The organism is Roseicella sp. DB1501, assembly GCF_013112485.1.
Classification (GTDB): Bacteria; Pseudomonadota; Alphaproteobacteria; order Acetobacterales; family Acetobacteraceae; genus Paracraurococcus.
On record NZ_JABFHG010000010.1, the window covers coordinates 32827 to 54478 of the forward strand.

A 21652-nucleotide genomic window follows, 5' to 3' on the forward strand; every position below is an offset into this window, starting at 1 on the left:
CCTTGTTGCGGCGCGGGGCGGGCGGCCATGCGCCGGCGGCGCCCCGACCGGCATCTTGACCCGCCGGGTCGGGCGGGCCTATCCCTCCCCCCCGATGGCCGCGGCCATCTCTCGCGATTTGTCCGGCCAGCTTGCGGCGAGGTAAAACAAGCGCGCTAAACGGCCGTCGGGGGCATTGCTTCCCTGCCCCCGTCCCGTTCATCGGGCCGGACACCGCCGCGTCGCCAAGGTGTCCCACCGCATGTCCAGATCCCTGCCGCCCCGCCCGCTCCGTCCCGCCACGCTGCTGGTCCGCGGCGGCACCATGCGCAGCGACCAGGACGAGACCTCCGAGGCGCTCTTCCTCACCTCCGGCTTCGTCTACGAGACTGCCGAGCAGGCCGAGGCGACCTTCAACGGCACCGCCACGCATTTCCAGTATTCCCGCTTCGGCAACCCGACCGTCGCGATGCTCGAGCAGCGCCTCGCCGCGCTGGAGGGGGCCGAGGCCTGTCGCCTCACCGCCACGGGCATGGCAGCGGTGCATGCGGCCATGCTCTCGCATCTGAAGGCCGGCGACCGCGTCGTCGCCTCGCGCGCGCTCTTCGGCTCCTGCCACTGGATCGTCTCCACCCTGCTGCCGCGCTACGGGATCGAGAGCGAGTTCGTCGACGGCGCCGACCTGGCGCAGTGGGAGCGCGCGCTTGCGAAGCCCGCGGCGCTGGTGCTGCTGGAGACGCCCTCCAACCCGATGCTGGAGATGGTGGACCTGCCGGCCGTCGCCGCCCTCGCGCACCGGGCGGGGGCGATCGTGGTGGTGGACAACGTCTTCGCCACGCCGCTGCTGCAGAAGCCGCTGGCACTGGGCGCCGATGTCGTCGTCTATTCCTGCACCAAGCACATGGACGGCCAGGGCCGCGTGCTCGGCGGCGCCGTGCTCGGCAGCAAGACGTGGGTGGAGGAGGTGCTGCAGCCCTTCACCCGCAACACCGGCCCGGCGATCTCGCCCTTCAATGCCTGGGTGGTGCTGAAGGGGCTGGAGACGCTCTCGCTCCGCATCGAGGCAATGAGCCGCAGCGCCGCCGCCATCGCCGATGCGCTGGCCGCGCGGCCGGAGGTGGCCCGCGTTCTCTACCCCTTCCGCGCCGACCATCCGCAGCAGGCGCTGGCGCGGCGGCAGATGGCGGGCGGCGGCACGCTCGTCACCTTCGAGCTGAAGCCCGGCCCGGGCGACGCCAGGACGGAGGGCGCCAAGGCGGCGGCCTTCCGCTTCTGCAACGCGCTGCGGCTGATCGATATCTCGAACAATCTCGGCGACAGCAAGTCGATGGTCACCCATCCGGCGACGACGACGCATATGCGCATCGGCGCCGAGGAACGGGCGCGGCTCGGCATCACCGACGGCACCATCCGCCTCTCCGTCGGGCTCGAGGACGTGGCCGACCTGCTCGAGGATCTGGACGAGGCGCTGGCGGCGGCCGGCCAGGCCAGGTAGCGCGCCGGACCACGCCGCCCGACCGGTGGCGGCGGGCGCCGGGCCGTGGCACTCTCCGGCCCGGCGCCCGGCAAGAGGGCCGCGCCGGGTCTGCCGGCCGCAACGACAGGTGGGGATGCGTCCATGAGCCTCGAGACCTGGGCCGCCTTCGCGGCGGCCGCCATCGCGCTGCTGCTGATCCCGGGGCCGACCATCCTGCTGGTGATCGGCCCGTCGCGCGGCGCGGTGCGGCGCCCGGCGCTGCGGCGCGGCCGCGACCGGCTCGGCGGCAGCCTGCTGATCGGCGCCGGCCTCGCCACCGCCGCGCTGCGCCGGGCCTGACGCCATGGCCGATGCCCGCATCCCCGTCTGGACGGCCGTGACCGAGGAGGTGCGCGTGACCGTCCGCACCTACTACCTCGCCGACCAGTCCGAGCCGGCGCGCAGCCACTATGCCTGGGCCTATCGGGTGACCATCGCCAATGAGGGCCGCCGGACGGTGCAGCTGCTGAAGCGCACCTGGCTCATCACCGACGGCCAAGGCCGCACCCAGCGGGTGCATGGCGACGGGGTGGTGGGCGAGCGGCCGGTGCTCGATCCCGGCGAGAGCTTCGAATACACCTCGGGCACGCCGCTGGCGACGCCCTCGGGCTTCATGCGCGGCACCTATCACATGGTCGCGGCGGAGACCGGCGAGACCTTCGACGTCGAGATCCCGGGCTTCAGCCTCGACAGCCCCTTCCAGCCGAACGCGGTGCACTAGACCGTTGTTTGATCGCGTGATTCACGCGTTTCGGTGAGTCCACCTCAAGCGATCACGCCCTAAATTCCCCGCGAAGCCGCGGCAGGGCAACGGGCGGCGACGGTTCTGATGAGCGCCATCATACCAGCGGACTGGTCGCGTGACCGGTCCGAGGCCCCGGACAGGCCCGCCGAAAGCTACCGCCGCCCCAGCGCCGCGCCGACCGCGCTTTCCAGCCGGCCGAGGGCGACGCCGAGCGCCGCGCTCATCCCGGCAGCGGCATCGGCCGGGGCCAGGCTGTCCGGGGATTGCACCCCGCCCGGCAGCGGCGCCGTGCCCTCCACCGGGAACTGCCCCAGCACGCGGTTCTCGGTGCTGCCATTGTCGAGCAGCAGGCCGGAGAGGCCGGCGCGGGCGATGCCCTCGCCCGGCTCGGCCTGCAGCCGGGTCAGCTCCGCTTCGAGGATGACATCGGCCCGCAGGCGCGAGCCGGGCGCGGTGACGGCGCGGAACCGCCCGCTCGCCAGCAGCCAGCGGCGCAGCGCCTCCTCGGCCAGGTCGACCGGCGGCGCGGTCCATTCCGACCAGAAGGAGACCGTCACCTCGCCGCGCGGGCCGAGGATGCGCAGGCCCCGCTGGTCGAGGCCCGGCGCCGCCCGCATGGTGCGCAGCAGCAGCACCCGCCCGGTGCGGGGCGGCGGCGGACCGGATGGTCGCGCCGGGGCGAGGACGAAGCGCTCCACCTCGCGATAGGGCCGGTTGGGCAGCACGCTGCAGCCCGGCAGCGCGGCGGCGAGGAGCAGGAGGCCGCGGCGTCTCATGCCGGACGCCGCGCCGCCGCGCGGCTTGGCGTCGCTGCACACGCGGCGGCGCCCCTTCGGGCGCCCGGCCCCGCGGGCCGCAGGTCGGAAGGTCGTGCGCTCTGTCATCGGCGGGATCCGGAAGGGGCCGGGGGCGGCGCGCCGAAGATCGCCTGCGAGGGATTGCGGCGCAGCTGCTCCGTCGTGTCGCGCAGATTGGCGACGGCGGCGCGCAGGTCGCGCAGGATCGGCGCGAGCTCGGCCTGGATGTCGGTGGTGACGCTGCGGGCGGTGCGCATGGTGGCGTCCAGGTTGGTCACGCTGCCGGGCAGCCGCTGCGAGGCGGTGCGCAGCTCGGCGGTGGCGGTGGCGAGGTTGGTGAGCGCCTGCTTGACCTCGCGCCCGGCGAGGAGCTGACGCGCATCCGTCGCGGCGCCGCGCAGCTCGCCGGCGATGGCGGGCACGTCGGCCTGGTTCACCGCGACGTGCAGGTCGCGCAGCAGCCCGGAGGCCTCGCGCAGTGTCGCCGCGAGGTCGCCATCCTGGAACTGGTGCCGCATGTCCGCGGCGAGGCCGACCACGTTGTCCAGCAGCGCGGGCAGGTTCACCTCCTGCAGCTTCTGCAGGAGTTGCTCGGCGGCGTTCTGCACCTGCGCGACGGTCGAGGGAATGGCCGGGATGTAGGGGTAGCGCGGCTGCCAGGGCACGACGCGCGGCGGGAAGCGCTGCGGATCGACGAAATCGAGCTCGAGATAGCTCACGCCGGTGATGCCCTGCGAGGCCATCCGCACCCTCAGGCCGAGACGGATCGCCTCCTCCACATTCGGCGTCTCGCCGATCCGGTTGTTGTCGATGGCGAAGCGGACATAGACGAGTTGGAACGCGGCACCGAAGGGATCGTTCGACGGGCGCCGGTACTCGGCCGAGACCAAGCCGATCTCCGAGACGCGGCCGATGCTGACGCCGCGGTAGCGGACCGCCGCCCCCACCTCGAGTCCCTGCACGGATTCGCGGATATAGGTCTCGAATTGCTGGTTGTCGGAGCCCAGCCGGTCGGCGGTGAGGAAGAGCACGAAGCCGATGCCGAGCGCGAGCCCGGCGAGCACGAGGGCGCCGACGCGCAAATAGAGGCTGTTGGACTGCGCCATGTCAGGCCCTCCCGTCGCGGAGCGGCTCGCCCCCCGGACCGCTCATGCCAGGCGCAGGACGGCTTCACCGTCCTGCCCCTCAAACGCCGGGCGCCGTGCCTCCGCACGGCCTGGCTTCGCGGCATAAGCCGCGGCGCCCGTTCGGGCGCTCGGCCCTGCGGGCCGCCAGCTGGAACCCCCTGCGCCCGCCATCATTCCAGGACCTCGCGTCGGAAGAAGGCCCGGACCACGGGGTTGTCGCTCTCCTCGCGCAAGCGCCGGGGGTCGCCTTCGGCGATCATGCCCTTAGCCTCCTTGTCCAGCATGATGCAACGATCCCCGATGGCGAGGATCGATTGCAGCTCATGCGTCACCACGACGAAGGTGGTGCCGAGATCGCGCGCGATCTGCCGGATCAGCGCGTCCAGCCCCGCCGAGGTGATGGGGTCGAGCCCAGCCGAGGGCTCGTCGAGGAAGAGGATCGGCGGGTCGAGCGCCATCGCCCGGGCGATGCCGGCGCGCTTGGCCATGCCGCCCGAGATCTCCGCCGGCAACCGCCCCGCCGCGTCGGAGAGCCCGACCAGGCCGAGCTTGACGCGCGCGACCAGCGCCCGCGCCTCCGGCGGCAGGTCGGTATGCTCCTCGATCGGCACCTCGACATTCTCGGCGAGCGTCGAGGAGCCAAAGAGCGCGCCCGACTGCCACATCACGCCGATCCGCCGCAGCAGCGCGGTGCGCGCCGCCCCCTCGAGCCGGTCCATGCGCTCGCCCAGTACCTCGATGCTGCCCTCGGCCGGCGGGTAGAGGCCGATCATGTGCTTGAGCAGCGTCGACTTGCCGCAGCCGGAGCCGCCGAGGATCACGAAGACCTCGCCCCGGCGCACCTCGAAGCTGACATGCTCGAAGATCGTGCGGCCATCGAAGCGCGCCGCGAGGTCGCGCACGCGGATCACCGCCTCGCCCGCCTTCGACTCCGCCACGGCTACCAGCCCAGCCGGAAGAAGAGGATAGCGCAGACGCCATCGAGCAGGACGATGGAGATGATGCCGCCCACCACCGCCGCGGTCGCGGCATCGCCGACCGCGCGCGGGCCGCGCCCGGCGCCGAGCCCGGCGCGGCAGCCGACCAGCCCGATCGCCAGGCCGAAGAGCGCCGCCTTGGAGAGGCCGCCGATCAGGTCCTTCAACCGCACCCAGTTCTGCAGCTGGTTGATCACCGCGACGGGCGGGAAGCCGAGCGTCGCCATCACCGTCCCCATGCCGAGCAGGCCGGAGAGGTTCATCACCAGGGCGAGGACCGGCATGACCAGCATGGCCGCCAGCAGCCGCGGCAGGACCAGCCAGGCGATGGGGTCGATGCCCATGATGCGCAGCGCGTCGATCTCCTCGTTCACCGTCATCGTCCCCAGTTCGGCGGCATAGGCCGAGCCGGTGCGGCCCGAGAGGATGACGGCGGCCATCAGCGGCCCGAGCTCGCGCAGCAGCGAGATGCCGACGAGGTTTGGGATGAAGATCTCGGCGCCGAACTGGCGCATCGGGATGCTGGACTGGAAGGCGAGGATCAGCCCGATCAGGAAGCCGAGCAGCGCCGTCAGGCCGAAGGCGCGCAGCCCCGCCTCGTCCAGATGGCGCAGCACCTCCGACAGGCGCAGCCGCCAGGGCCGCCGCAGGGTGCCGGCGGTGCCGACCAGCGCCTCGCCGAAGAAGATGACCTGGCGGAGCATGCCCTGGCCCCAGTCCCAGGCGGCCTCGCCGACCCGGCCGAGGAAGGGCAGCGCCGGCGCCGGCTTCGGCTGCGGCTGGTCGAGCGCGGTGCGGGTCCGCTCCACCAGCGCCTGCAGCGGGCCCTGCGGCAGGCCGCGCCATTCCGCCCGGCCCGCCTCGCGCTCCAGCCGCAGCAGCAGCACCGCCCCGGCGGTGTCGAGCGCGGTGAGGCCGGCGAGGTCGAGGATGAGCGGCCGCGCCCCGCGCGCCGCGCGCTGCGCCTCCGACCACAGCCGCGCCGCGCCGGCGGCGTCCAGCGCCCCGTGGAAGGCCAGCCGGCGGCCCGCGCCGTCCCGGTCGCTCTCGAGTCGCGCCGGCGAGGCCGTGCTGCCGCTCATGCTGCCCTGCGGGGAACCGCCCCGAGGGCATGGAACAGCACCGCGGCGGCGGCGGCAACGTTCAGGCTCTCGACCAGCCCGCTGCCGGGCAGGGTCAGCCGCGCCTCGCAGGCCTCGAGGGTCGGCGGCGGCGGGCCCTGCTCCTCATTGCCGAGCACGAGGGCGATGGGCCGGTCGCGCGGCACCGCCTCGGGCGGCGCGCCGCCGGCGGCGACCGCGGCGAGGGTGAGGACGCGCCCGCGCAGGCCGCGCAGCAGGGCCGGCAGGTCGCGCGCCCGCAGCACCTCCAGATGCTCGAGCCCCCCTTCGGCGGTGCGGAAGGCGGCGTCCGAGAGATCGGCCTGGCGCGGATCGCCCGAGAGCAGCAGGGCGCGGGCGCCGAAGAAGGCGGCGGAGCGGGCGATGGCGCCGAGATTGTGCGGGTTGCCGATGCCGTCCAGCACCGGCAGCAGCGGTGCCGGCGGCAAGCCGGCCGGCAGGGCGGGGCCCGGCAGCGGCGCGGCGAAGCGGGCCACCGCGACGGCGCAGATGCCGCCATGGTGCTGCGTGCCGGCGATGCGGGCGAGCTCGGCCGGCGGCACCTCCCGGTAGGGCCGCCGGGTCCGCGCCAGATGCTGGCAGAGCGGCCCGGCGAGGCGCCGCCGCTCCTCGGTGTAGAAGAGGCGGAGCACCGCCTGCGGCCGGCGCAGGAACAGCGCGCGCACCGGGGCCGCGCCGCAGATGCGGTTCGGCTCGGGCGGCCGCGGGAGGAAGGGCGCGTCGGACATGGGCCGCAGTGTCGCATGCCGCGGCGCCCCGGTGGAGAGCACGGGGGAGAGCGCGGTGGAGGGCGGGCGCGGTTGCCCCCGGCGGCGCCGGGGCCGCATGCTGCCGCCGGAGGCAAGGGAGGGGGCAGGCATGGCCGAGGCGCCGGGCATGGAGTTCATCGGCGAGGCCGAGGTGGCGGTGGCGCCGGTGCAGCGGATCGGCGCCGGGCCGCTGGGCGAGCGGCGGATCGTGCCGATCCTCGGCGGCCGGGTCAGCGGGCCGCGGCTGGCTGGCGAGGTGCTGCCGGGCGGCGCGGATTTTCAGCTCGTCCGCCCCGACGGCGTCACCGAGATCGTGGCGCGCTACAGCCTGCGCCTGGCGGACGGGGCGCTGGTCTATGTGGTCAATCGCGGCCTCCGGCATGCCTCGCCGGAGGACCAGGCGCGGCTGCTGCGCGGCGAGCGGGTGCCGCCGGAGCGAGTCTACTTCCGCACCGCCCCGGTCTTCGAGACCGAGGCGCCGGCGCATGCCTGGCTGCATCGGAGCCTGTTTCTCGGGTTCGGGGAGCGGGAGCCGGACTGCGTGCGGATCAGGTTTTTCGCGGTGTGAGGGGGAGTTTGAGATGGGCAGATAAGCGGCTGTTAAGGGGTGGCGCGCGGATGTCCGCCCCAAGCGCGGTAACGGACGCAGAATCGAGATTTCCCAACCCATCCCGGTGGCTAGGTCTATCCGTGAGCGGCTGTCCTTCTTCGGAAGCTCAGTTGGGCGCCGTGACCTAAGTTGGAGCCGCGTCGCGGTACGAGGCTCGCCGAGGGCCGTACCTACGCTTATGCTGGATCGGATGGGTTTCCTTCCACCACCTCCAGCGAGGCCAGCTGGTTCAGTCGGTGGAACAGGCTCGCGGGTCGGTAGCGATCCCCGCCGGACGCCGTCGGCGTTGTGATAAGGAGACCGGTGCGCATCAGGCTGGAGAATAGCGCCTTCAGTTCCCCATGGTCAGCGACCACTCTAGGGATGAGGCGCTCGGCCATCGCCTTGTTGGCGCTGAGCTCGACCGCATTCCCGCGCTCTTCCAGACTTGCTAGCTGTGTCGCCTCTCTTTCGGCGTCCTGCCAGCACCGATAGAACTCACCGAGCGCGACGATCTCGACCTGGCGCATGCCGGACAGGATGCGGGCATAGGAGGTGAACTCGGCCGGCAGCAGCTCCCCCTGCTCGAGTTGCCCGGCGATGACTCGCGCCAGCAGCCGGAGGCTCTCGTCGGCCTCACCCTCCATCGCCATGCGGGCGTGAATCGCCACCATGGGCGCGAGCTGCTCCGCTTGTTCAGGGGTAGGCTTCTTCGCCGGCAACTCCTCACTAAGAATGGCGACACTCCGGCTACGGGCGATGGCGAGACCCTTCTTCAGCGCGAAGGCAATTACATTGCCCCCGTAAGGCAACACCGAGCCGATGATGTCGGCAACCACTGCGACGGCGGCCTCGTCTTTATCGCGCATGCGCTTTGTGAAAGCCTTCAGCTTCTTCATGCTCGGAACTTTCGACGGGCAACAGCAAACTTCCCCTCTGGTAGTGTGCGTCCGCCTTACCTGTAGAGGCTGGCCTTCTCCTTCCGAGTGGGTGCACGGACGAAAACAAAGACTCGACCATCCGATCCGATCAGCTTCTCCGCCGTCAACGTGCCATCGCCCGGCGCGACACTCGTGGCGAATACTGTCAGGTTTCCTGTAATTACAAGCGATGCCTCGGTATAGTATTTCTGTACGTGGCCCATATCGAGATCATCATCAAACACCATATGGTTGCCGTCTATGTAATCTTTGTTCCGCTCTTCGTTTGAAGTTGCTTTGCGAGGTGTTTCCACTCCGTATTCCCTCCAGGCTGGGCATTAGACAGTCAGTATGCTCGTTCCAAGTGTCACTCTCTCATCGACGGTCTGCCGGGTGACGCCACCAAAAACGCCCAAACTGCCGGACGGCCTCTTCCACCCTAACAAGAATTTCTTAGGCCTTCGCCGGCTTCCTATACTGTCGCAGCCTACCAATGCGGCGTACCGCTAGCCGACCTGCATTGAGGTGCTGGATGCGTGGCCGCTCTGCCTCCGTCCCCAACCTTATCAGGTTGGACTAGAAGGTCTGCACCGGGTCGCTAGCGGCTGATCGGCAATCAGTTTGCAACGGCGTTCAGGCGCCGGGTGGAAGCCTTCGGTTGCTCGGGCCTTCGCCCCTCCCTACTCGATCGCCCGAAACCCCGTCGCCCGCACCACCTCCGCCCAGCGCGCCCGCTCCGCCTGCATCATCGCCGCGAATTCCACCCGCCCCATCGGCATCGGCCGGAACCCGGCCTCCCGCAGCCGCGCCCCCAGGCCGGGCTCGGCCATCGCCCGCAGCACCGCCGCCTCGGCCGCTGCCAGCACCGGCCCGGGCACCGCGGCCGGCGCCACCAGCCCGAACCAGGCGCTGAAGCCGAGCGCCGGCCGGCCGAGCTCGGCCAGGGTCGGCACCGCGGGCAGCAGCGGCGCCCGCTCCGGCCCGGTCACCGCCAGCGCCGCGAGCCGGCCGGCCGCCACATGCGGCGCCACCACCGCGACCGTCGCGAACATCCCCTGCACCGTGCCGTTCAGCACCGCCCCCATGGCATCGCCGGTCGCCCGGAAATGCACCGGCTCGGCCGCCAGCCCGGACGCGGCGGCGAGCATGGCGGCGCCGAAATGCCCCGGCGTGCCGGCCCCGAAGGTGCCGAGGGAGAGCTGTGCCTGCCCATTCGCCCAGCCGATCCAGGCATCGAGGTCGCGCGCCGGCAGGCCGGCCGGCACGACGAAGGCGAAATCGGCCGCGGCCAGCGCCGCGACGGGGGCGAAGTCCCGCGCCGGGTCGTAGGGCAGCCGCGCATAGGTGCTGGGCGCCATGGCGAGCTGCCCGACCTCGCCGAGCAGCAGCACGGAGCCATCGGCGGGCGCCGCATGCGCCGCCTCCTGCGCCGCGATCAGCCCCGCCGCGCCGGGCCGGTTGTCCACCACCACGCCGGCCGGCAGGGCGGGCTTCAGCCCCTCGGCGACCAGCCGGGCGAGGACATCGGGCCCGCTGCCGGCCGGGAAGCCGAGCAACAGCCGCAATGGTCCGGACGGCAGCGGCCCGGCGGCGGCGGCGAGGAGGCTCGCCGCCAGCAGGCCGCGTCGCCGCAGCCGATGCACCTGCATATTCCCCTCCCCTGAAACCGTCCGGCCGCCGCCGGCTCAGCACATCGCCAGCGCCACCCGCACCCGCGCCGCGATGAGCGAGGAGACGCGGGCATTGCTCTCGATCGTGGCGCCGGCGATGTGCGGCGTCAGCAGCAGGTTCGGCAGGCCGGCGAGCGGCGAGCCTGGCGGCAGGGGCTCGGTCTCGAAGACATCGAGCGCGGCGCCGCCGAGCCGCCCCTCCCGCAGCGCCGCGGCGAGCGCCGCCTCCTCCACCACGCCGCCGCGCGCGGCATTCACCAGCACCGCCTCGGGCTTCATCAGCGCCAGCCGCGCCGCCGAGACGAGGCCACGCGTTTCGGCGGTCAGCGGCACGTGCAGCGTCACCGCATCGGCGCGGGCGAGGAGGTCGTCGAGCGGCACCATCTCCGTCCGCGTCTCGGCCCAGCCGGCATGGGTCGCCGGCAGCAGCGGGTCATGGCCAAGGATGCGCATGCGGAAGGCGTCGGCGAGCTTCGCCACGCGCCGGCCGATATCGCCGAAGCCGATGATGCCGAGCGTCTTGCCGGCGATCTCCCGGCCGGTGATCAGCCGGTCGCGCGGCCAGCCGCCGGCGGCGACCTCGGCGCTGGCCCCGAAGACGCCGCGCAGCAGGGTGCCGATCGCCAGCATGACGTATTCCGCCACCGCATCGGCATTGGCGCCGGAGGCGGGGATGACGTCGATCCGCCGCGCCTGGCAGGCGGCGAGGTCGATGTTGTAGAGCCCGACCCCGAGCCGGCCGAGCACGCGCAGTTCCGGCGCCGCCTCGAGCAGGGCGGCATCGACGCGGGTGCGGTTGCGCACGATCAGCGCCCGCGCCCCGGCGAGCGCGGCGCGGAAGGCCTCCGGCCGGTCGACCAGATGCGGGTCGTAGAGCGTCGGATGCGCCGCGCGCAGGCTCTCCACCGCCGCCTCGTCCATGAACTCGGCTATCACGATCTGGCCCATGCGCTGCCCGTCCTGCCTCCCGGCGGCGGCGCCGCGGCGACGCCACCGTCCCGGTCTCCTTGCAGGATCCATATAGGGCGACGGATGGCGCCGCGCCCAGCATCCCGTGCGGGCCTCGCGCGCGGCAGCCGGGCGAGGCCGGCGGCTGGCGCGGCGGGGGCGGGCCTCGCCCCGGATCGTGGAACGCGTCGCGCCGCATCGGACGGCACGCGGCGATGCCGCCCGCGCTCGCGCCGGCTCCCTGAAAGCGCCCGGCAAAGCCGTCGCTGCCCGCTGCCCTGCCGCGGCCGGCCGTGACGGATCTGGGGCGGGAAGCGCCTCCACCGCCCCCCCGCAACGCCGCGCAGCGGTTTTGCGGGGATCTAGGCCACCGGCAGCCGCACGATGAAGCGCGCGCCGGTCACCTTGCCGGCCGCGTCGCGGCGGTTCTCCGCGGCGATGGTGCCGCGCAGCCCCTCGACGATCTGCTTGCAGATGGAGAGGCCGAGGCCGGAATGCTGGCCGAAGCGCTCGCCGCTCGGGCGCTCGGAATAGAAGCGTTCGAAGATGTGCTCGAGCTTCGCCTCCGGGATGCCCGGCCCCTCATCCTCCACCACCACCTCGACCACGGCGCCGGCCGGGCGGGCGCGGACAAGGACGCGGCCCTGCGCCGGGCTGAAGGAGAGCGCGTTGCCGAGCAGGTTGCGGAAGACCTGCACCAGCCGCCCCTCGACGCCGCGCACGACGAGGCCCTCGGCCGGCGCCTCGAGAGCCACCGCCGGGTCCTCCTCCTTGCGCGTCGCGTCGTGCAGCTCGGCCAGGGTTGAGAGGATCGGCGCCACGTCGACCGGCACGGCGGCGGTGCGCGACAGCTCGGCATCGACGCGCGAGCTGTCGGAGATGTCGGCGATCAGCCGGTCCATGCGCACCGCATCCTCGGCGATGATCGCCAGCAGCCGCTTCTGCTGCTCCGGGTTCTCGATCCGGCGGAGCGTCTCGATGGCGCTGCGCACGCTGGTCAGCGGGTTGCGCAGCTCATGCGCCACATCGGCGGCGAAGCGCTCGTTGGTGTCGATCCGGGCCCAGAGGTCGCGGGCGGCGGATTGCAGGTCGCGGGCCAGGATGCCGATCTCGTCCTCGCGCCGCAGCAGCCCGCCCGGCACGCTGCCGGTGCGGCCCTCGCCCTGGCGCATGGCGGCGGCGCTGCCGGCGAGCTGCATGATCGGGCTGGCCAGGGTCTGCGCCAGGTAGAAGGAGAGCGCGACGGTGACCACCAGGGCCACGCCGAAGATGCCGAGCACGCTGGCGCGGATCTCGAACAGCCGCTGGTCCACCTCGCGCGCCTCGCGCGTCAGCAGCACGATGCCGACCGGTTGGTTGCCCCGCCGCGCCGGCTCGGCCACCGAGACCAGCAGCCGCCCATCGGCGGTGCGGCGGATATAGGGCGTCACGCCGCCCTCCAGCGCCAGGCGCAGCTCCTCCCGCCGGTCGGGGCCGAGATTGGGCTGCCAGTCGAAGGAGGGGGCGTCCGGGTTGACGTCCACCTCGACATCCGGCCGTCCGCCGCGCGGCAGCAGCGAGAGCAGCCGGTCGTAGAGCCCGGCGACGGTCAGGGAGAAGGCACCGCGCGGCTCGGGCGGCGCCAGCGGCTCGGTCACCACCGCGCCCCCCGCCCCTTCCCGCACCCGGCTGTCGGCGACGACGAGGCCGGTATTGTCGAAGAGCCGCGCCTGGGTGTTGGGCGAGGGATCGACCAGCCGGCGCAGCAGCGGCCGGGCGATCTCGGGGACCAGCACGGCGCGGTCGTCCTGCATCCGCGTCGCGGCCTCGGCGATGGCGCCGGCATAGATCCGCGCCTGGGTGCGCATCGCCTCCACCTCGGCGGCCAGCAGCCCGTTCTGGTACTGGTCGAGATAGAGCATCGCCGCCGCCAGCAGCGCCGGCGGCAGGATGTTCAGCAGCAGGATGCGCCGCAGCAGCGGCGAGACCCAGCGGCGGCGCGACGGCGGCGCGGGGCTCGCCTGGGCGGCGGTCTCGGACGGCAGGCCGAGGTCGGGCATGGGCGTTCCTGATGGGCCCGCGAAGCTATAGCGGATCGGGCCCGGATTTGAACGCGACGGATGACATGGGCCGGCCGCGGCGGCTCAGATGCGCAGGCCGGCGCGGATCTCGGCGGCGATCGCCTGCAACTCGTTCTCCGCGCCGATCCGGTGGCCATGGAAGACGAGGGTGCCGAGCAGGGCCACGGCGGCGATGGCGGCGCGGGTGCGGACGGGCGCAGCCGGCCGGGCGAGGCCGCTGAGCCAGGCGAGCGCCGTCACCCCGGCGAGGCCGACCAGGGCGCCGACCACCACGTCCTCGACCGTATGCACCTCGAGCCAGAGCCGGGTGAGGCCGAAGAAGCCGCCGAAGACGAGGCCGGCGAGCAGCGCCAGCCGCAGCCGCGGCACCGTGCCGCCGAGGATCAGCAGCAGCAGCCCGCCATAGACCACCATGCCCGCCGCGGTATGGCCGCTCGGGCTGTTGAGGTTGGTCGCGGCGGCGAGGCCGCCCCAGAGCTGCATCGCCACCTTCAGCGCCGCCATGGCGGAGAAGGTGCCGCCGACCGCGAGCGACCAGGCGAGCGCGTCCCGCCAGCGGCCAAAGGCCACGAGGGCGAGCGCGGTCAACGCGGTGAGCGGCAGCATCAGGCCGAGATCCGCGAAATCCGTCAGGTAATGCAGGGCCACCCACATGCGCGCCAAGGATCCCCATCGTACCGCCGGCGGCCCCCATGGGGGCGGCCGCGGCAAGTCCATCACAAGACATGAGACCGCCCCGCCGGACCTCGCGGCCCGGCCGGCGCCTCCCCCTCCAGCCGTCGTTCTGTCGTTGTCGCCGTTGTTCCCCGAGCGGAGGTTGTTCCCCGAGCGGAGCCACGCCCGCGCCCGGCCCTAGCTCTCCTTGTAGCGGTAGCCGATACCGTAGAGGGTCTCAATTTGTGCGAAGTCGTTGTCGACCTGACGGAATTTTTTACGCACCCGCTTCACATGCGAATCGATCGTGCGGTCGTCGACATAGATGTTCTCGCCATAGGCGGCGTCGATGAGCTGGTCGCGGTTCTTGACCATGCCCGGCCGCAGGGCGAGGGCCTTGACCAGCAGGAACTCGGTCACGGTGAGCTGGATGTCGTGCCCCTTCCAGCTGCAGGTGTGCTTGGTCTCGTCCAGCACCAGCTCGCCCCGGGTGATGACGCCTGAGGGCGGGGCGCCGCTGCCCTCGGCCCGGCTCGCCTCGTTGCGGCGCAGCAGGGCGCGGATGCGCTCGAGCAGCAGGCGCTGGCTGAAGGGCTTGGTGATGTAGTCGTCGGCGCCGAGCCGCAGCCCCATCAGCTCGTCCACCTCCTCATCCTTCGAGGTGAGGAAGACCACCGGCATGGCGCTGCGCTGGCGCAGCCGCTGCAGCAGCTCCATCCCGTCCATGCGCGGCATCTTGATGTCGAGCACGGCGAGATCGGCCGGGCGGGCCAGCAGGCCCTGCAGGGCGCTCTCGCCATCCGTGTAGGTGCGGACCTGGAAGCCCTCCTGCTCCAGGGTCATGGAGACGGAGGTGAGGATATTGCGGTCGTCATCCACCAGGGCGATCGTGGCAGGCATGCATTGTCTCCGGCGGGCTGAACCCGATCCTTATGGGGAGTCCATGCCTCAGATATGGTGCGGGATTGTGGCGCAACCCGGACGGGAGCGAGATGGTGACCGACAACCCCGCCTTCGAGGCGCGACAGCTGATCCGCGGCGCCGCCTCGGCCAGCCTGGCGACCCAGGCCGCCGGCCAGCCCTTCGTCAGCCTCGTCACCCCCGCCGCCGCCCCGGACCTGACGGTGCTGCTGCTGCTCTCCTCGCTCTCGGAACACACCCGGCAGCTGCAAGCCGAGCCGCGCTGCGCCCTGCTCTTCCAGGGGGTGGCGGCGGAGGCGAATCCGCAGACCACGCCGCGGGTGACGCTGACCGGCCTCGCCGCCCCGGTCCCGGCCGGGGAGGCGCAGCCGCTGAAGGCGCGCTTCCTCGCCCGGCATCCCTATGCCGCGCTCTATGCCGATTTCGGCGATTTCGCCCTGTGGCGGGTCACGCCCGGCTCGGCGCAGCTCGTCGGCGGCTTCGCCCGGGCGGTGCGGCTGCGGCGGGAGGCGCTGCTGCCCGATGCCGCCGTGGTCGCCACCCTCGCCGCGGCGGAGGCCGGCATCATCGACCATGTGAACGCCGACCATGCCGGCGCGATGGCCGAGATCGCCGCCGGCCTGCCAGGCGGCGGGCCCAAGGGTGGTGAATCGGGTCCGTGGCGCTTGGCGGCGGTCGATCCGGACGGCGCCTGGCTGGCGCAGGAGGAACGGGTGCTGCGGCTTAACTTCAGCGCTCCGGTCGTCGATGCCGGCGGGGTCCGCGACGAATTGATTCGCGCCATACGGGCGGTTCGCCCAGCATGAGGCGCAGGCGTCCGTTGCGCATCGGTATCAGCGGTTGTATTACAACCCTTAACAGCCGCCGCAATTTAGCCTCCGAGAGCTTGGACACAGCGGGCCTGCCCCGGATGCGCTGGCGCTGCAGCACTCCCCGGGGGCCCGCCCAAAGGAGTTTCTATGACCTTGGCTGAGACCGCCCTCGCCGGCACCGGCGTCACCACCCGGTCCGACGTCCACGCCAACCTGACGGCCCCCGGCCTCTACGACCACGCCCTTCGCCGCGGCGAGGGCCGGCTCTCGGCCGATGGCGCCTTCATGGCGGTGACGGGCGTGCATACCGGCCGCTCGGTCCAGGACAAGTTCGTGGTCGACGACCCCGAGGTCCATGACGCGGTGTGGTGGGGCAAGATCAACCAGCCGATGGCGCCGGAGAAGTTCCGCGGCCTCTCGGAGAAGGTGCGCGCCTGGCTCGGCGCCCGCCCGGTGCTCTTCACCCAGGATCTCTATGCCGGCGCCGACCCGGCGCACCGCATCCGGGTGCGGCTGGTGACCACCAATGCCTGGCACGCGCTCTTCGCCCGCAACATGTTCATCCGCCCGGCGCGGGAGGAGCTGGCCGGCTTCACGCCGGACTTCACCATCCTGCACGCCCCGGAATACGAGGCCGACCCGGCCACGGATGGCTGCCGCACCGGCACCTGCATCGCCCTCTCCTTCGCGGCGAAGACCATCCTGATCGCCGGCACCTCCTATGCTGGCGAGATCAAGAAGAGCATCTTCACCGTCATGAACTGGCTGCTGCCGGCGCAGGGCGTGCTGCCGATGCATTGCAGCGCCAACCAGGGCAAGGCCGGCGACACGGCGCTGTTCTTCGGCCTGTCGGGCACCGGCAAGACGACGCTGAGCAGCGACCCCGAGCGCAGCCTGATCGGCGATGACGAGCATGGCTGGAGCGACAGGGGCGTCTTCAACTTCGAGGGCGGCTGCTACGCCAAGGTCATCAAGCTGAGCCAGGAGGCCGAGCCGCAGATCTGGGCCGCCTCGCACCGCTTCGGCGCGGTGCTCGAGAACGTGGTGGCGGACGCGTTCGGCACCCTCGACCTCGACGACAACCGGCTGACCGAGAACACCCGCTCCTGCTACCCGCTCGACTTCATCCCGAACACGGTGCCGGGCGGCCAGGGCAAGCTGCCGAAGAACGTGGTGATGCTGACGGCGGATGCCTTCGGCGTGCTGCCGCCGATCAGCAAGCTGACCCCGGCGCAGGCGATGTACCACTTCCTCTCGGGCTACACGGCGCGCGTCGCCGGCACCGAGAAGGGGCTGGGCAAGGAGCCGCAGGCGACCTTCTCCACCTGCTTCGGCGCCCCCTTCCTGCCGCGCCACCCCGAGGTCTACGGCAAGATGCTGGCCGAGCGGATCGCCCGCGACGGCGCCGATTGCTGGCTGGTCAATACCGGCTGGACCGGCGGCGCCTATGGCACCGGCAAGCGCATGAGCATCCAGCACACCCGCGCCCTGCTCCGCGCGGCGCTGGATGGCAGCCTGGCCAAGGTGGAGTTCGTCAAGGACCCCTTCTTCGGCCTGATGATGCCGAAATCGGTCCCGGGCATCCCGGCCGAGGTGCTGAACCCGCGCGATTCCTGGGCCGACAAGGCGGCCTATGACGCGACGGCGAAGAAGCTGGTCGGGCTGTTCGAGGCGAATTTCGAGAGCTTCGCCGGCGCCGTCGACGAGGAGGTCAAGGCCGTCGCCATCCGCGCGGCCGCCTGATGCGACGGGCCTGGCCGTGCCAGCGGCCAGGCCCCCTCGGATGCCGGGCGCGACCCTCCGGTTCGCCCGGGCCTTCGCCGCATTCGTGGCGGGCCCCGTTCGGGGCCTCGGGCCGGCCAAGCGACCGGTCCGCTATCATGAAGGGGATCCTTGAGATGCCGGATGGCGGGCTTGGCCCGGGGCGGCGCGGGCCGGGGGGCGAGCCCCCGGCGAGCAACGTGCTGGGCGGGCCGCTGCTGCCCTGCTCGGTGGCGCCGCTGACCGGCTTCTTCCGCGACGGCTGCTGCAACACCGGGCCGGAGGATCTCGGCCTGCACGTCGTCTGCGCCGAGATGACGGCGGGCTTCCTCGCCTTCTCCAAGGCGCAGGGCAACGACCTCTCGACGCCGCGGCCGGATCACGGCTTCCCCGGCCTCAGGCCCGGCGACCGCTGGTGCCTCTGCGCCGCGCGCTGGGAGGAGGCGCGCAGCGCCGGCCAGGCGCCGCACGTGCTGCTGGAGGCGACGCATATCGCGGCGCTCGAGGTCTGCAGCCTCAATGATTTGAAGGCGCATGCGGTCGAGGCGTGACCCCGGCGCGGCCCCTGCCCACCGCCAGACCGGGTTCCACGGGCGGCGCCGGCATCTGCGGGGCTGTCGCCGATCGCCGCCCTGCCGCAGCAGGGTGTGACGCGCCCCGGGCCTGAGGCGACCTCTCGGGTCCCCCGCGAAGCCGCGCAGCGGTTTCGTGGGAAGAATTCAGTGCCCTCCGCCGGCCAGCGCCGCCCCCGGCTTGTCGTGCCGCCCGAGGCGCTCGACCAGGCTGCGGCTCGCCGCGTTCATGCCGACGATCTCGACCGGCACGCCGTGATGGCGGAATTTCAGCACCACCCGGTCGAGGGCGTTGACGCCGGTCAGGTCCCAGAAATGCGCGTCCCGCACGTCGATGACGACGCGCCGCGGCGCCTCGCGGAAGTCGAAGGCATTGTGGAAGGCCTCCGCCGTGGCGAAGAAGATCTGCCCGGTGACGCGGTAGGTGCGCACCCCCTCGGCCTCCTGCAGCGTGGAGTCGACGCCGAAGAAGCGCGACACCTTCTGGGCGAAGAACAGCCCGCTCAGGATCACGCCGACCAGCACGCCCTTCGCCAGGTCATGCGTCGCCAGCACCACGGCGACGGTCGCCAGCATGACGACGCTGGAGCTGCGCGGATGCGTCACCAGGCTCCGCAGCGAGCGCCACTGGAAGGTGTTGATCGAGACCATGACCATGACGGCGACCAGCGCCGGCATCGGGATCTGCTTCACCCAGGGGCCGAGCACGACGATCAGGAACAGCAGGAACAGGCCGGCCCAGAGGCAGGACAGCCGCCCGCGCCCGCCGGAGGAGACGTTGATGACCGACTGGCCGATCATGGCGCAGCCGGCCATGCCGCCGAACAGGCCGGAGGTGATGTTGGCCAGCCCCTGCCCGGCGCATTCGCGGTTCTTGTCCGAGGCGGTGTCCGTCATCTCGTCGATGATCGCGGCCGTCATCAGGCTCTCGAGCAGCCCGACCATGGCGAGGGTCAGCGCATAGGGCAGGATGATCCGCAGCGTCTCCAGCGTCGGCGGCACCACCGGCAGGGCGAAATGCGGCAGCTCGGAGGGCAGCGCGCCCATGTCGCCGACAGTGTGGAACGGCATCCCCGTCGCCATGGCGAAGCCGGTCAGCAGGATGATGGCGACCAGCGGCGAGGGCACGGCGGTGGTCAGCCGCGGCAACAGGTAGATGATGCCGAGCCCGGCCGCGACCATGGCATAGACCGCCGGGCCATGGCCGACCAGCTCCGGCAGCTGCGCCATGAAGATCAGGATGGCCAGCGCGTTGACGAAGCCGGTGATGACCGAGCGCGAGACGAAGCGCATCAGGTCGCCGAGGCGGAGCGCGCTCGCCAGGAGCTGGATCACCCCGGTCAGGACGGTGGCGGCGAAGAGGTAGGGGACGCCGTGCTCCTTCACCAGCGAGACCATGACGACGGCGGTCGCGCCGGTCGCGGCCGAGATCATCGCCGGCCGCCCGCCGGCGATGGCGGTGACGACGGCGATGCAGAAGGAGGCGTAGAGGCCGAGCTTCGGATCGACGCCGGCGATGATCGAGAAGGCGATCGCCTCCGGGATCAGGGCGAGGGCGACGACGGTGCCGGCGAGCAGGTCACGGGTGACGTTCGGCGCCCATTCGGCGCGCAGGCGGGAGAGGGACACGGGGCGTGCTTCCGGAAAGCGCCCGGGAGGGGCGGCGGCGCAGGAACGAAAAGGGAGGAATGGCCAGCAGGCGGGCGATGGCCCGGCGCTTACGGCGGCTCGGTCCGACCCTTGGGGGATGCGCGGCAGGAAAGCATACCCCGAGCCTAGGCCAGCCGATGCTGCGCCGCAACACGCGATCGCCGCCATCCATGTCGCCTAGCCCCTGCCCCAGTCGCCACCCGTTGCCCTGGCGCGGCTTTGCCGCGACAGGCTGTGATGCCTCTCGGGCCCCTTGCGAATCTCCGGGGCCCCCGCGACGGCGCGCAGCGACGTCGCGGGGAAAGACCTAGCGCCCCTGATGCGCCAGCCGGTGCGGATGCGCCCGGTAGGCGCCGAGCACCTTCAGCTCGCGCGAGAAATAGGCCAGCTCCTCCAGCGCCCGCTGCACCGGCGGCTGGTGCGGATGCCCGTCGACATCGGCGAGGAACTGCGTCGCGGTGAACTCGCCGTCGAGCATGTAGCTCTCCAGCTTCGTCATGTTCACGCCGTTGGTGGCGAAGCCGCCGAGCGCCTTGTAGAGCGCGGCGGGGATGTTGCGCACCCGGAAGACGAAGGTGGTGACGCAATCCGTCGCATCCGCCGGCGGCCAGGCCGGGTCGCGGGCGCAGACATAGAAGCGGGTGGTGTTGTGCGCCGCATCCTCGACATTGCGCCGCAGGATCTCGAGCCCGTAGGTCTCGGCCGCGAGCGCCGAGGCGATGGCCGCATCCTCGGTGCCGCCGCGCCCGGCGATGATCTGCGCCGCGCCGGCGGTATCCGCCTCGATCACCGGCTCCAGCCGCAGCTCGCGCAGGATGGTGCGGACCTGGCCGAGCGCGACCGGATGGCTGTGGGCGCGCTTCAGCGAGCCGAGCGTCGCCCCCTTCGGCGCCAGCAGGCAGTGCTCCACCCGCTCGAAATGCTCGCCCACCACGGCGAGGCCGCTCTCGGGCAGCAGGCGGTGGATGTCCGGCACCCGGCCGGCCAGCGAGTTCTCGCAGGGCAGCATGGCGAGCTTCGCCTCGCCGCCGCGCACCGCATCCATCGCCGCCTCGAAGCTGGCGCAGGGCAGCGTCCGCCAACCGGGATAGGCGGCCCGGCAGGCGAGGTCGGAATAGGCCCCGGGCAGGCCCTGGAAGGCGATGAGGTTCGACATGCGGCCGCCGTGGACAGAAGGGTGCGCTGCTTCTAATCGCCCCCCTGTTGCGGCGCAAACCGGGAGGCGGGGATGCTGGGGATGGATCGCGGCACCGGGTCGGGGCGCGGCGCGTGACGGCGCTCGACCCCGCCCTGCTCGCCGCCGCCGAGGCCGCCGCCGACCTGGCCGGCCAGGTCATCCGCCCGCTCTTCCGCTCGCCCCTGCTGGTGGAGGCCAAGGGCGATGCCAGCCCGGTGACCGAGGCCGATCGCGGCGCCGAGCGGGCGATGCGCGCCCTGCTAGCCGAGCGCTTCCCGGCGCACGGCCTCTGGGGCGAGGAATACGGCCGGGAGCGGGCCGAGGCCGAATGGCTCTGGGTGCTCGACCCGATCGACGGCACCCGCGCCTTCGTCACCGGCCGGCCGCTCTTCGGCACGCTGATCGGCCTGCTGCATCGCGGCCGGCCGGTGCTCGGGCTGATCGACCAGCCGGTGACCGGCGAGCGCTGGATCGGCCTCGCCGGCCAGCCGACCCGCTTCCGCGCGCCCCTCGGCGGCACCCCGCGCTGCCGCCCCTGCGCCCGGCTGGCCGAGGCCGAGCTCTCCTGCACCAGCCCGGACATGTTCGCCCCCGCCGACCGGCCGGGCTTCGAGCGGCTGCGCGGCGCGGCGCGGCGGCTGACCTGGGGCGGCGACTGCTACGCCTATGGGCTGCTCGCCCTCGGCCTGGTGGATGCGGTCTGCGAGAGCACGATGCAGGTCTGGGACTGGGCGGCGCTGGTCCCAGTGATCGAAGGGGCCGGCGGCCGGGTCACCGGCTGGCGCGGCGAGGCGCTGACGCTCGAGGCCGATGGCCGGGTGCTGGCGGTCGGCGATCCCGCCCTGCTGCCCGAGGCGGTCGGGCTGCTCGGCGCCGCGTGACGGTTGCCGCCGGGGGTCCGAACCCC

The 21652-nt window shown here is 72.4% G+C and carries 22 protein-coding genes and 1 riboswitch; of the genes, 8 read left to right on the forward strand and 14 right to left on the reverse strand.

All coding sequences use genetic code 11. From position 1 onward, the window contains the following. The first annotated feature begins 100 nt into the window (after positions 1–100). Positions 101–179, forward strand: a riboswitch (SAM riboswitch). Positions 180–241: 62 nt separating this feature from the next. From metZ to apaG, 3 genes are all read left to right on the forward strand, one after another. Then, entirely contained in the window at positions 242–1474 is a 1233-nt protein-coding gene (metZ, locus tag HJG45_RS19050; protein ID WP_171613945.1) for an O-succinylhomoserine sulfhydrylase, read from the forward strand. A gap of 123 nt (positions 1475–1597) precedes the next feature. Beyond that, the gene (locus HJG45_RS28450) at positions 1598–1795 is read left to right on the forward strand and encodes a hypothetical protein (RefSeq protein WP_217362975.1); all 198 of its coding nucleotides are present in this window, start codon (positions 1598–1600) and stop codon (positions 1793–1795) included. Between the two features lie 4 nt (positions 1796–1799). After that, positions 1800–2216 carry a Co2+/Mg2+ efflux protein ApaG gene (gene apaG, locus HJG45_RS19060; RefSeq protein WP_171613947.1) on the forward strand — a complete coding sequence of 139 codons (417 nt, stop codon included), beginning with the start codon at positions 1800–1802 and terminating at the stop codon, positions 2214–2216. A 176-nt stretch (positions 2217–2392) separates the two neighbouring features. Here the strand turns inward: apaG and HJG45_RS19065 are convergent, their stop codons facing one another. From HJG45_RS19065 to HJG45_RS19085, 5 genes are all read right to left on the reverse strand, one after another. Further along, positions 2393–3016, reverse strand: coding sequence for an ABC-type transport auxiliary lipoprotein family protein (locus HJG45_RS19065; protein ID WP_171613949.1), 624 nt, complete (start codon positions 3014–3016; stop codon positions 2393–2395). 104 nt (positions 3017–3120) lie between these two features. Then, positions 3121–4143 (reverse strand): MlaD family protein, encoded by a 1023-nt coding sequence (locus tag HJG45_RS19070; protein WP_171613951.1) that lies wholly within the window; start codon positions 4141–4143, stop codon positions 3121–3123. A gap of 191 nt (positions 4144–4334) precedes the next feature. Further along, the gene (locus tag HJG45_RS19075) at positions 4335–5102 is read right to left on the reverse strand and encodes an ABC transporter ATP-binding protein (protein WP_368040634.1); all 768 of its coding nucleotides are present in this window, start codon (positions 5100–5102) and stop codon (positions 4335–4337) included. 2 nt (positions 5103–5104) lie between these two features. After that, positions 5105–6223, reverse strand: coding sequence for an ABC transporter permease (locus tag HJG45_RS19080; RefSeq protein ID WP_171613953.1), 1119 nt, complete (start codon positions 6221–6223; stop codon positions 5105–5107). After that, positions 6220–6990 (reverse strand): RNA methyltransferase, encoded by a 771-nt coding sequence (locus HJG45_RS19085; protein ID WP_254452638.1) that lies wholly within the window; start codon positions 6988–6990, stop codon positions 6220–6222. The genes HJG45_RS19080 and HJG45_RS19085 overlap by 4 nt, the downstream gene beginning before the upstream one ends. A 130-nt stretch (positions 6991–7120) precedes the next feature. On the opposite strand from HJG45_RS19085, the gene HJG45_RS19090 reads away from it, so the two are divergent. Then, entirely contained in the window at positions 7121–7579 is a 459-nt protein-coding gene (locus tag HJG45_RS19090) for a DUF3237 domain-containing protein (RefSeq protein ID WP_254452639.1), read from the forward strand. Between the two features lie 218 nt (positions 7580–7797). Here the strand turns inward: HJG45_RS19090 and HJG45_RS19095 are convergent, their stop codons facing one another. The 7 genes from HJG45_RS19095 to HJG45_RS19125 form a co-directional block, all read right to left on the reverse strand. Next, complete coding sequence (locus HJG45_RS19095) at positions 7798–8499, reverse strand: hypothetical protein (protein WP_171613957.1); 702 nt, start codon at positions 8497–8499, stop codon at positions 7798–7800. Positions 8500–8555: 56 nt separating this feature from the next. Next, a complete protein-coding gene (locus HJG45_RS19100) occupies positions 8556–8834 on the reverse strand; it encodes a hypothetical protein (RefSeq protein ID WP_171613959.1) in 279 nt (92 codons plus the stop codon). Between the two features lie 366 nt (positions 8835–9200). Then, the gene (locus tag HJG45_RS19105) at positions 9201–10169 is read right to left on the reverse strand and encodes a tripartite tricarboxylate transporter substrate binding protein (protein ID WP_171613961.1); all 969 of its coding nucleotides are present in this window, start codon (positions 10167–10169) and stop codon (positions 9201–9203) included. Between the two features lie 36 nt (positions 10170–10205). After that, positions 10206–11138 carry an NAD(P)-dependent oxidoreductase gene (locus HJG45_RS19110; RefSeq protein WP_171613963.1) on the reverse strand — a complete coding sequence of 311 codons (933 nt, stop codon included), beginning with the start codon at positions 11136–11138 and terminating at the stop codon, positions 10206–10208. Positions 11139–11500: 362 nt separating this feature from the next. Continuing rightward, the gene (locus HJG45_RS19115) at positions 11501–13177 is read right to left on the reverse strand and encodes a stimulus-sensing domain-containing protein (protein ID WP_171613965.1); all 1677 of its coding nucleotides are present in this window, start codon (positions 13175–13177) and stop codon (positions 11501–11503) included. Positions 13178–13261: 84 nt separating this feature from the next. Further along, a complete protein-coding gene (locus HJG45_RS19120; RefSeq protein ID WP_171613967.1) occupies positions 13262–13852 on the reverse strand; it encodes a phosphatase PAP2 family protein in 591 nt (196 codons plus the stop codon). Positions 13853–14050: 198 nt separating this feature from the next. After that, on the reverse strand, positions 14051–14752 hold the full coding sequence (locus HJG45_RS19125) for a response regulator transcription factor (protein WP_171613969.1): 702 nt from the start codon (positions 14750–14752) through the stop codon (positions 14051–14053). A 95-nt stretch (positions 14753–14847) separates the two neighbouring features. Between HJG45_RS19125 and HJG45_RS19130 the strand changes: the two genes are divergently transcribed. The 3 genes from HJG45_RS19130 to HJG45_RS19140 all read left to right on the forward strand — a co-directional run bounded on the left by HJG45_RS19130 (position 14848) and on the right by HJG45_RS19140 (position 17897). Continuing rightward, complete coding sequence (locus tag HJG45_RS19130; RefSeq protein ID WP_368040635.1) at positions 14848–15579, forward strand: HugZ family protein; 732 nt, start codon at positions 14848–14850, stop codon at positions 15577–15579. Positions 15580–15732: 153 nt separating this feature from the next. Further along, a complete protein-coding gene (locus HJG45_RS19135; protein ID WP_171613973.1) occupies positions 15733–17328 on the forward strand; it encodes a phosphoenolpyruvate carboxykinase in 1596 nt (531 codons plus the stop codon). A gap of 137 nt (positions 17329–17465) precedes the next feature. Beyond that, a complete protein-coding gene (locus HJG45_RS19140) occupies positions 17466–17897 on the forward strand; it encodes a DUF2237 family protein (RefSeq protein ID WP_254452640.1) in 432 nt (143 codons plus the stop codon). A gap of 168 nt (positions 17898–18065) precedes the next feature. On the opposite strand, the gene HJG45_RS19145 is transcribed toward HJG45_RS19140, so the two are convergent. Both HJG45_RS19145 and HJG45_RS19150 read right to left on the reverse strand, forming a co-directional pair. Continuing rightward, complete coding sequence (locus tag HJG45_RS19145; RefSeq protein ID WP_368040636.1) at positions 18066–19547, reverse strand: SulP family inorganic anion transporter; 1482 nt, start codon at positions 19545–19547, stop codon at positions 18066–18068. 328 nt (positions 19548–19875) lie between these two features. Continuing rightward, the gene (locus HJG45_RS19150) at positions 19876–20724 is read right to left on the reverse strand and encodes a prephenate dehydratase (RefSeq protein WP_171613977.1); all 849 of its coding nucleotides are present in this window, start codon (positions 20722–20724) and stop codon (positions 19876–19878) included. Between the two features lie 113 nt (positions 20725–20837). Between HJG45_RS19150 and HJG45_RS19155 the strand changes: the two genes are divergently transcribed. After that, positions 20838–21626 carry an inositol monophosphatase family protein gene (locus HJG45_RS19155; RefSeq protein ID WP_171613979.1) on the forward strand — a complete coding sequence of 263 codons (789 nt, stop codon included), beginning with the start codon at positions 20838–20840 and terminating at the stop codon, positions 21624–21626. Positions 21627–21652: the final 26 nt, after the last annotated feature.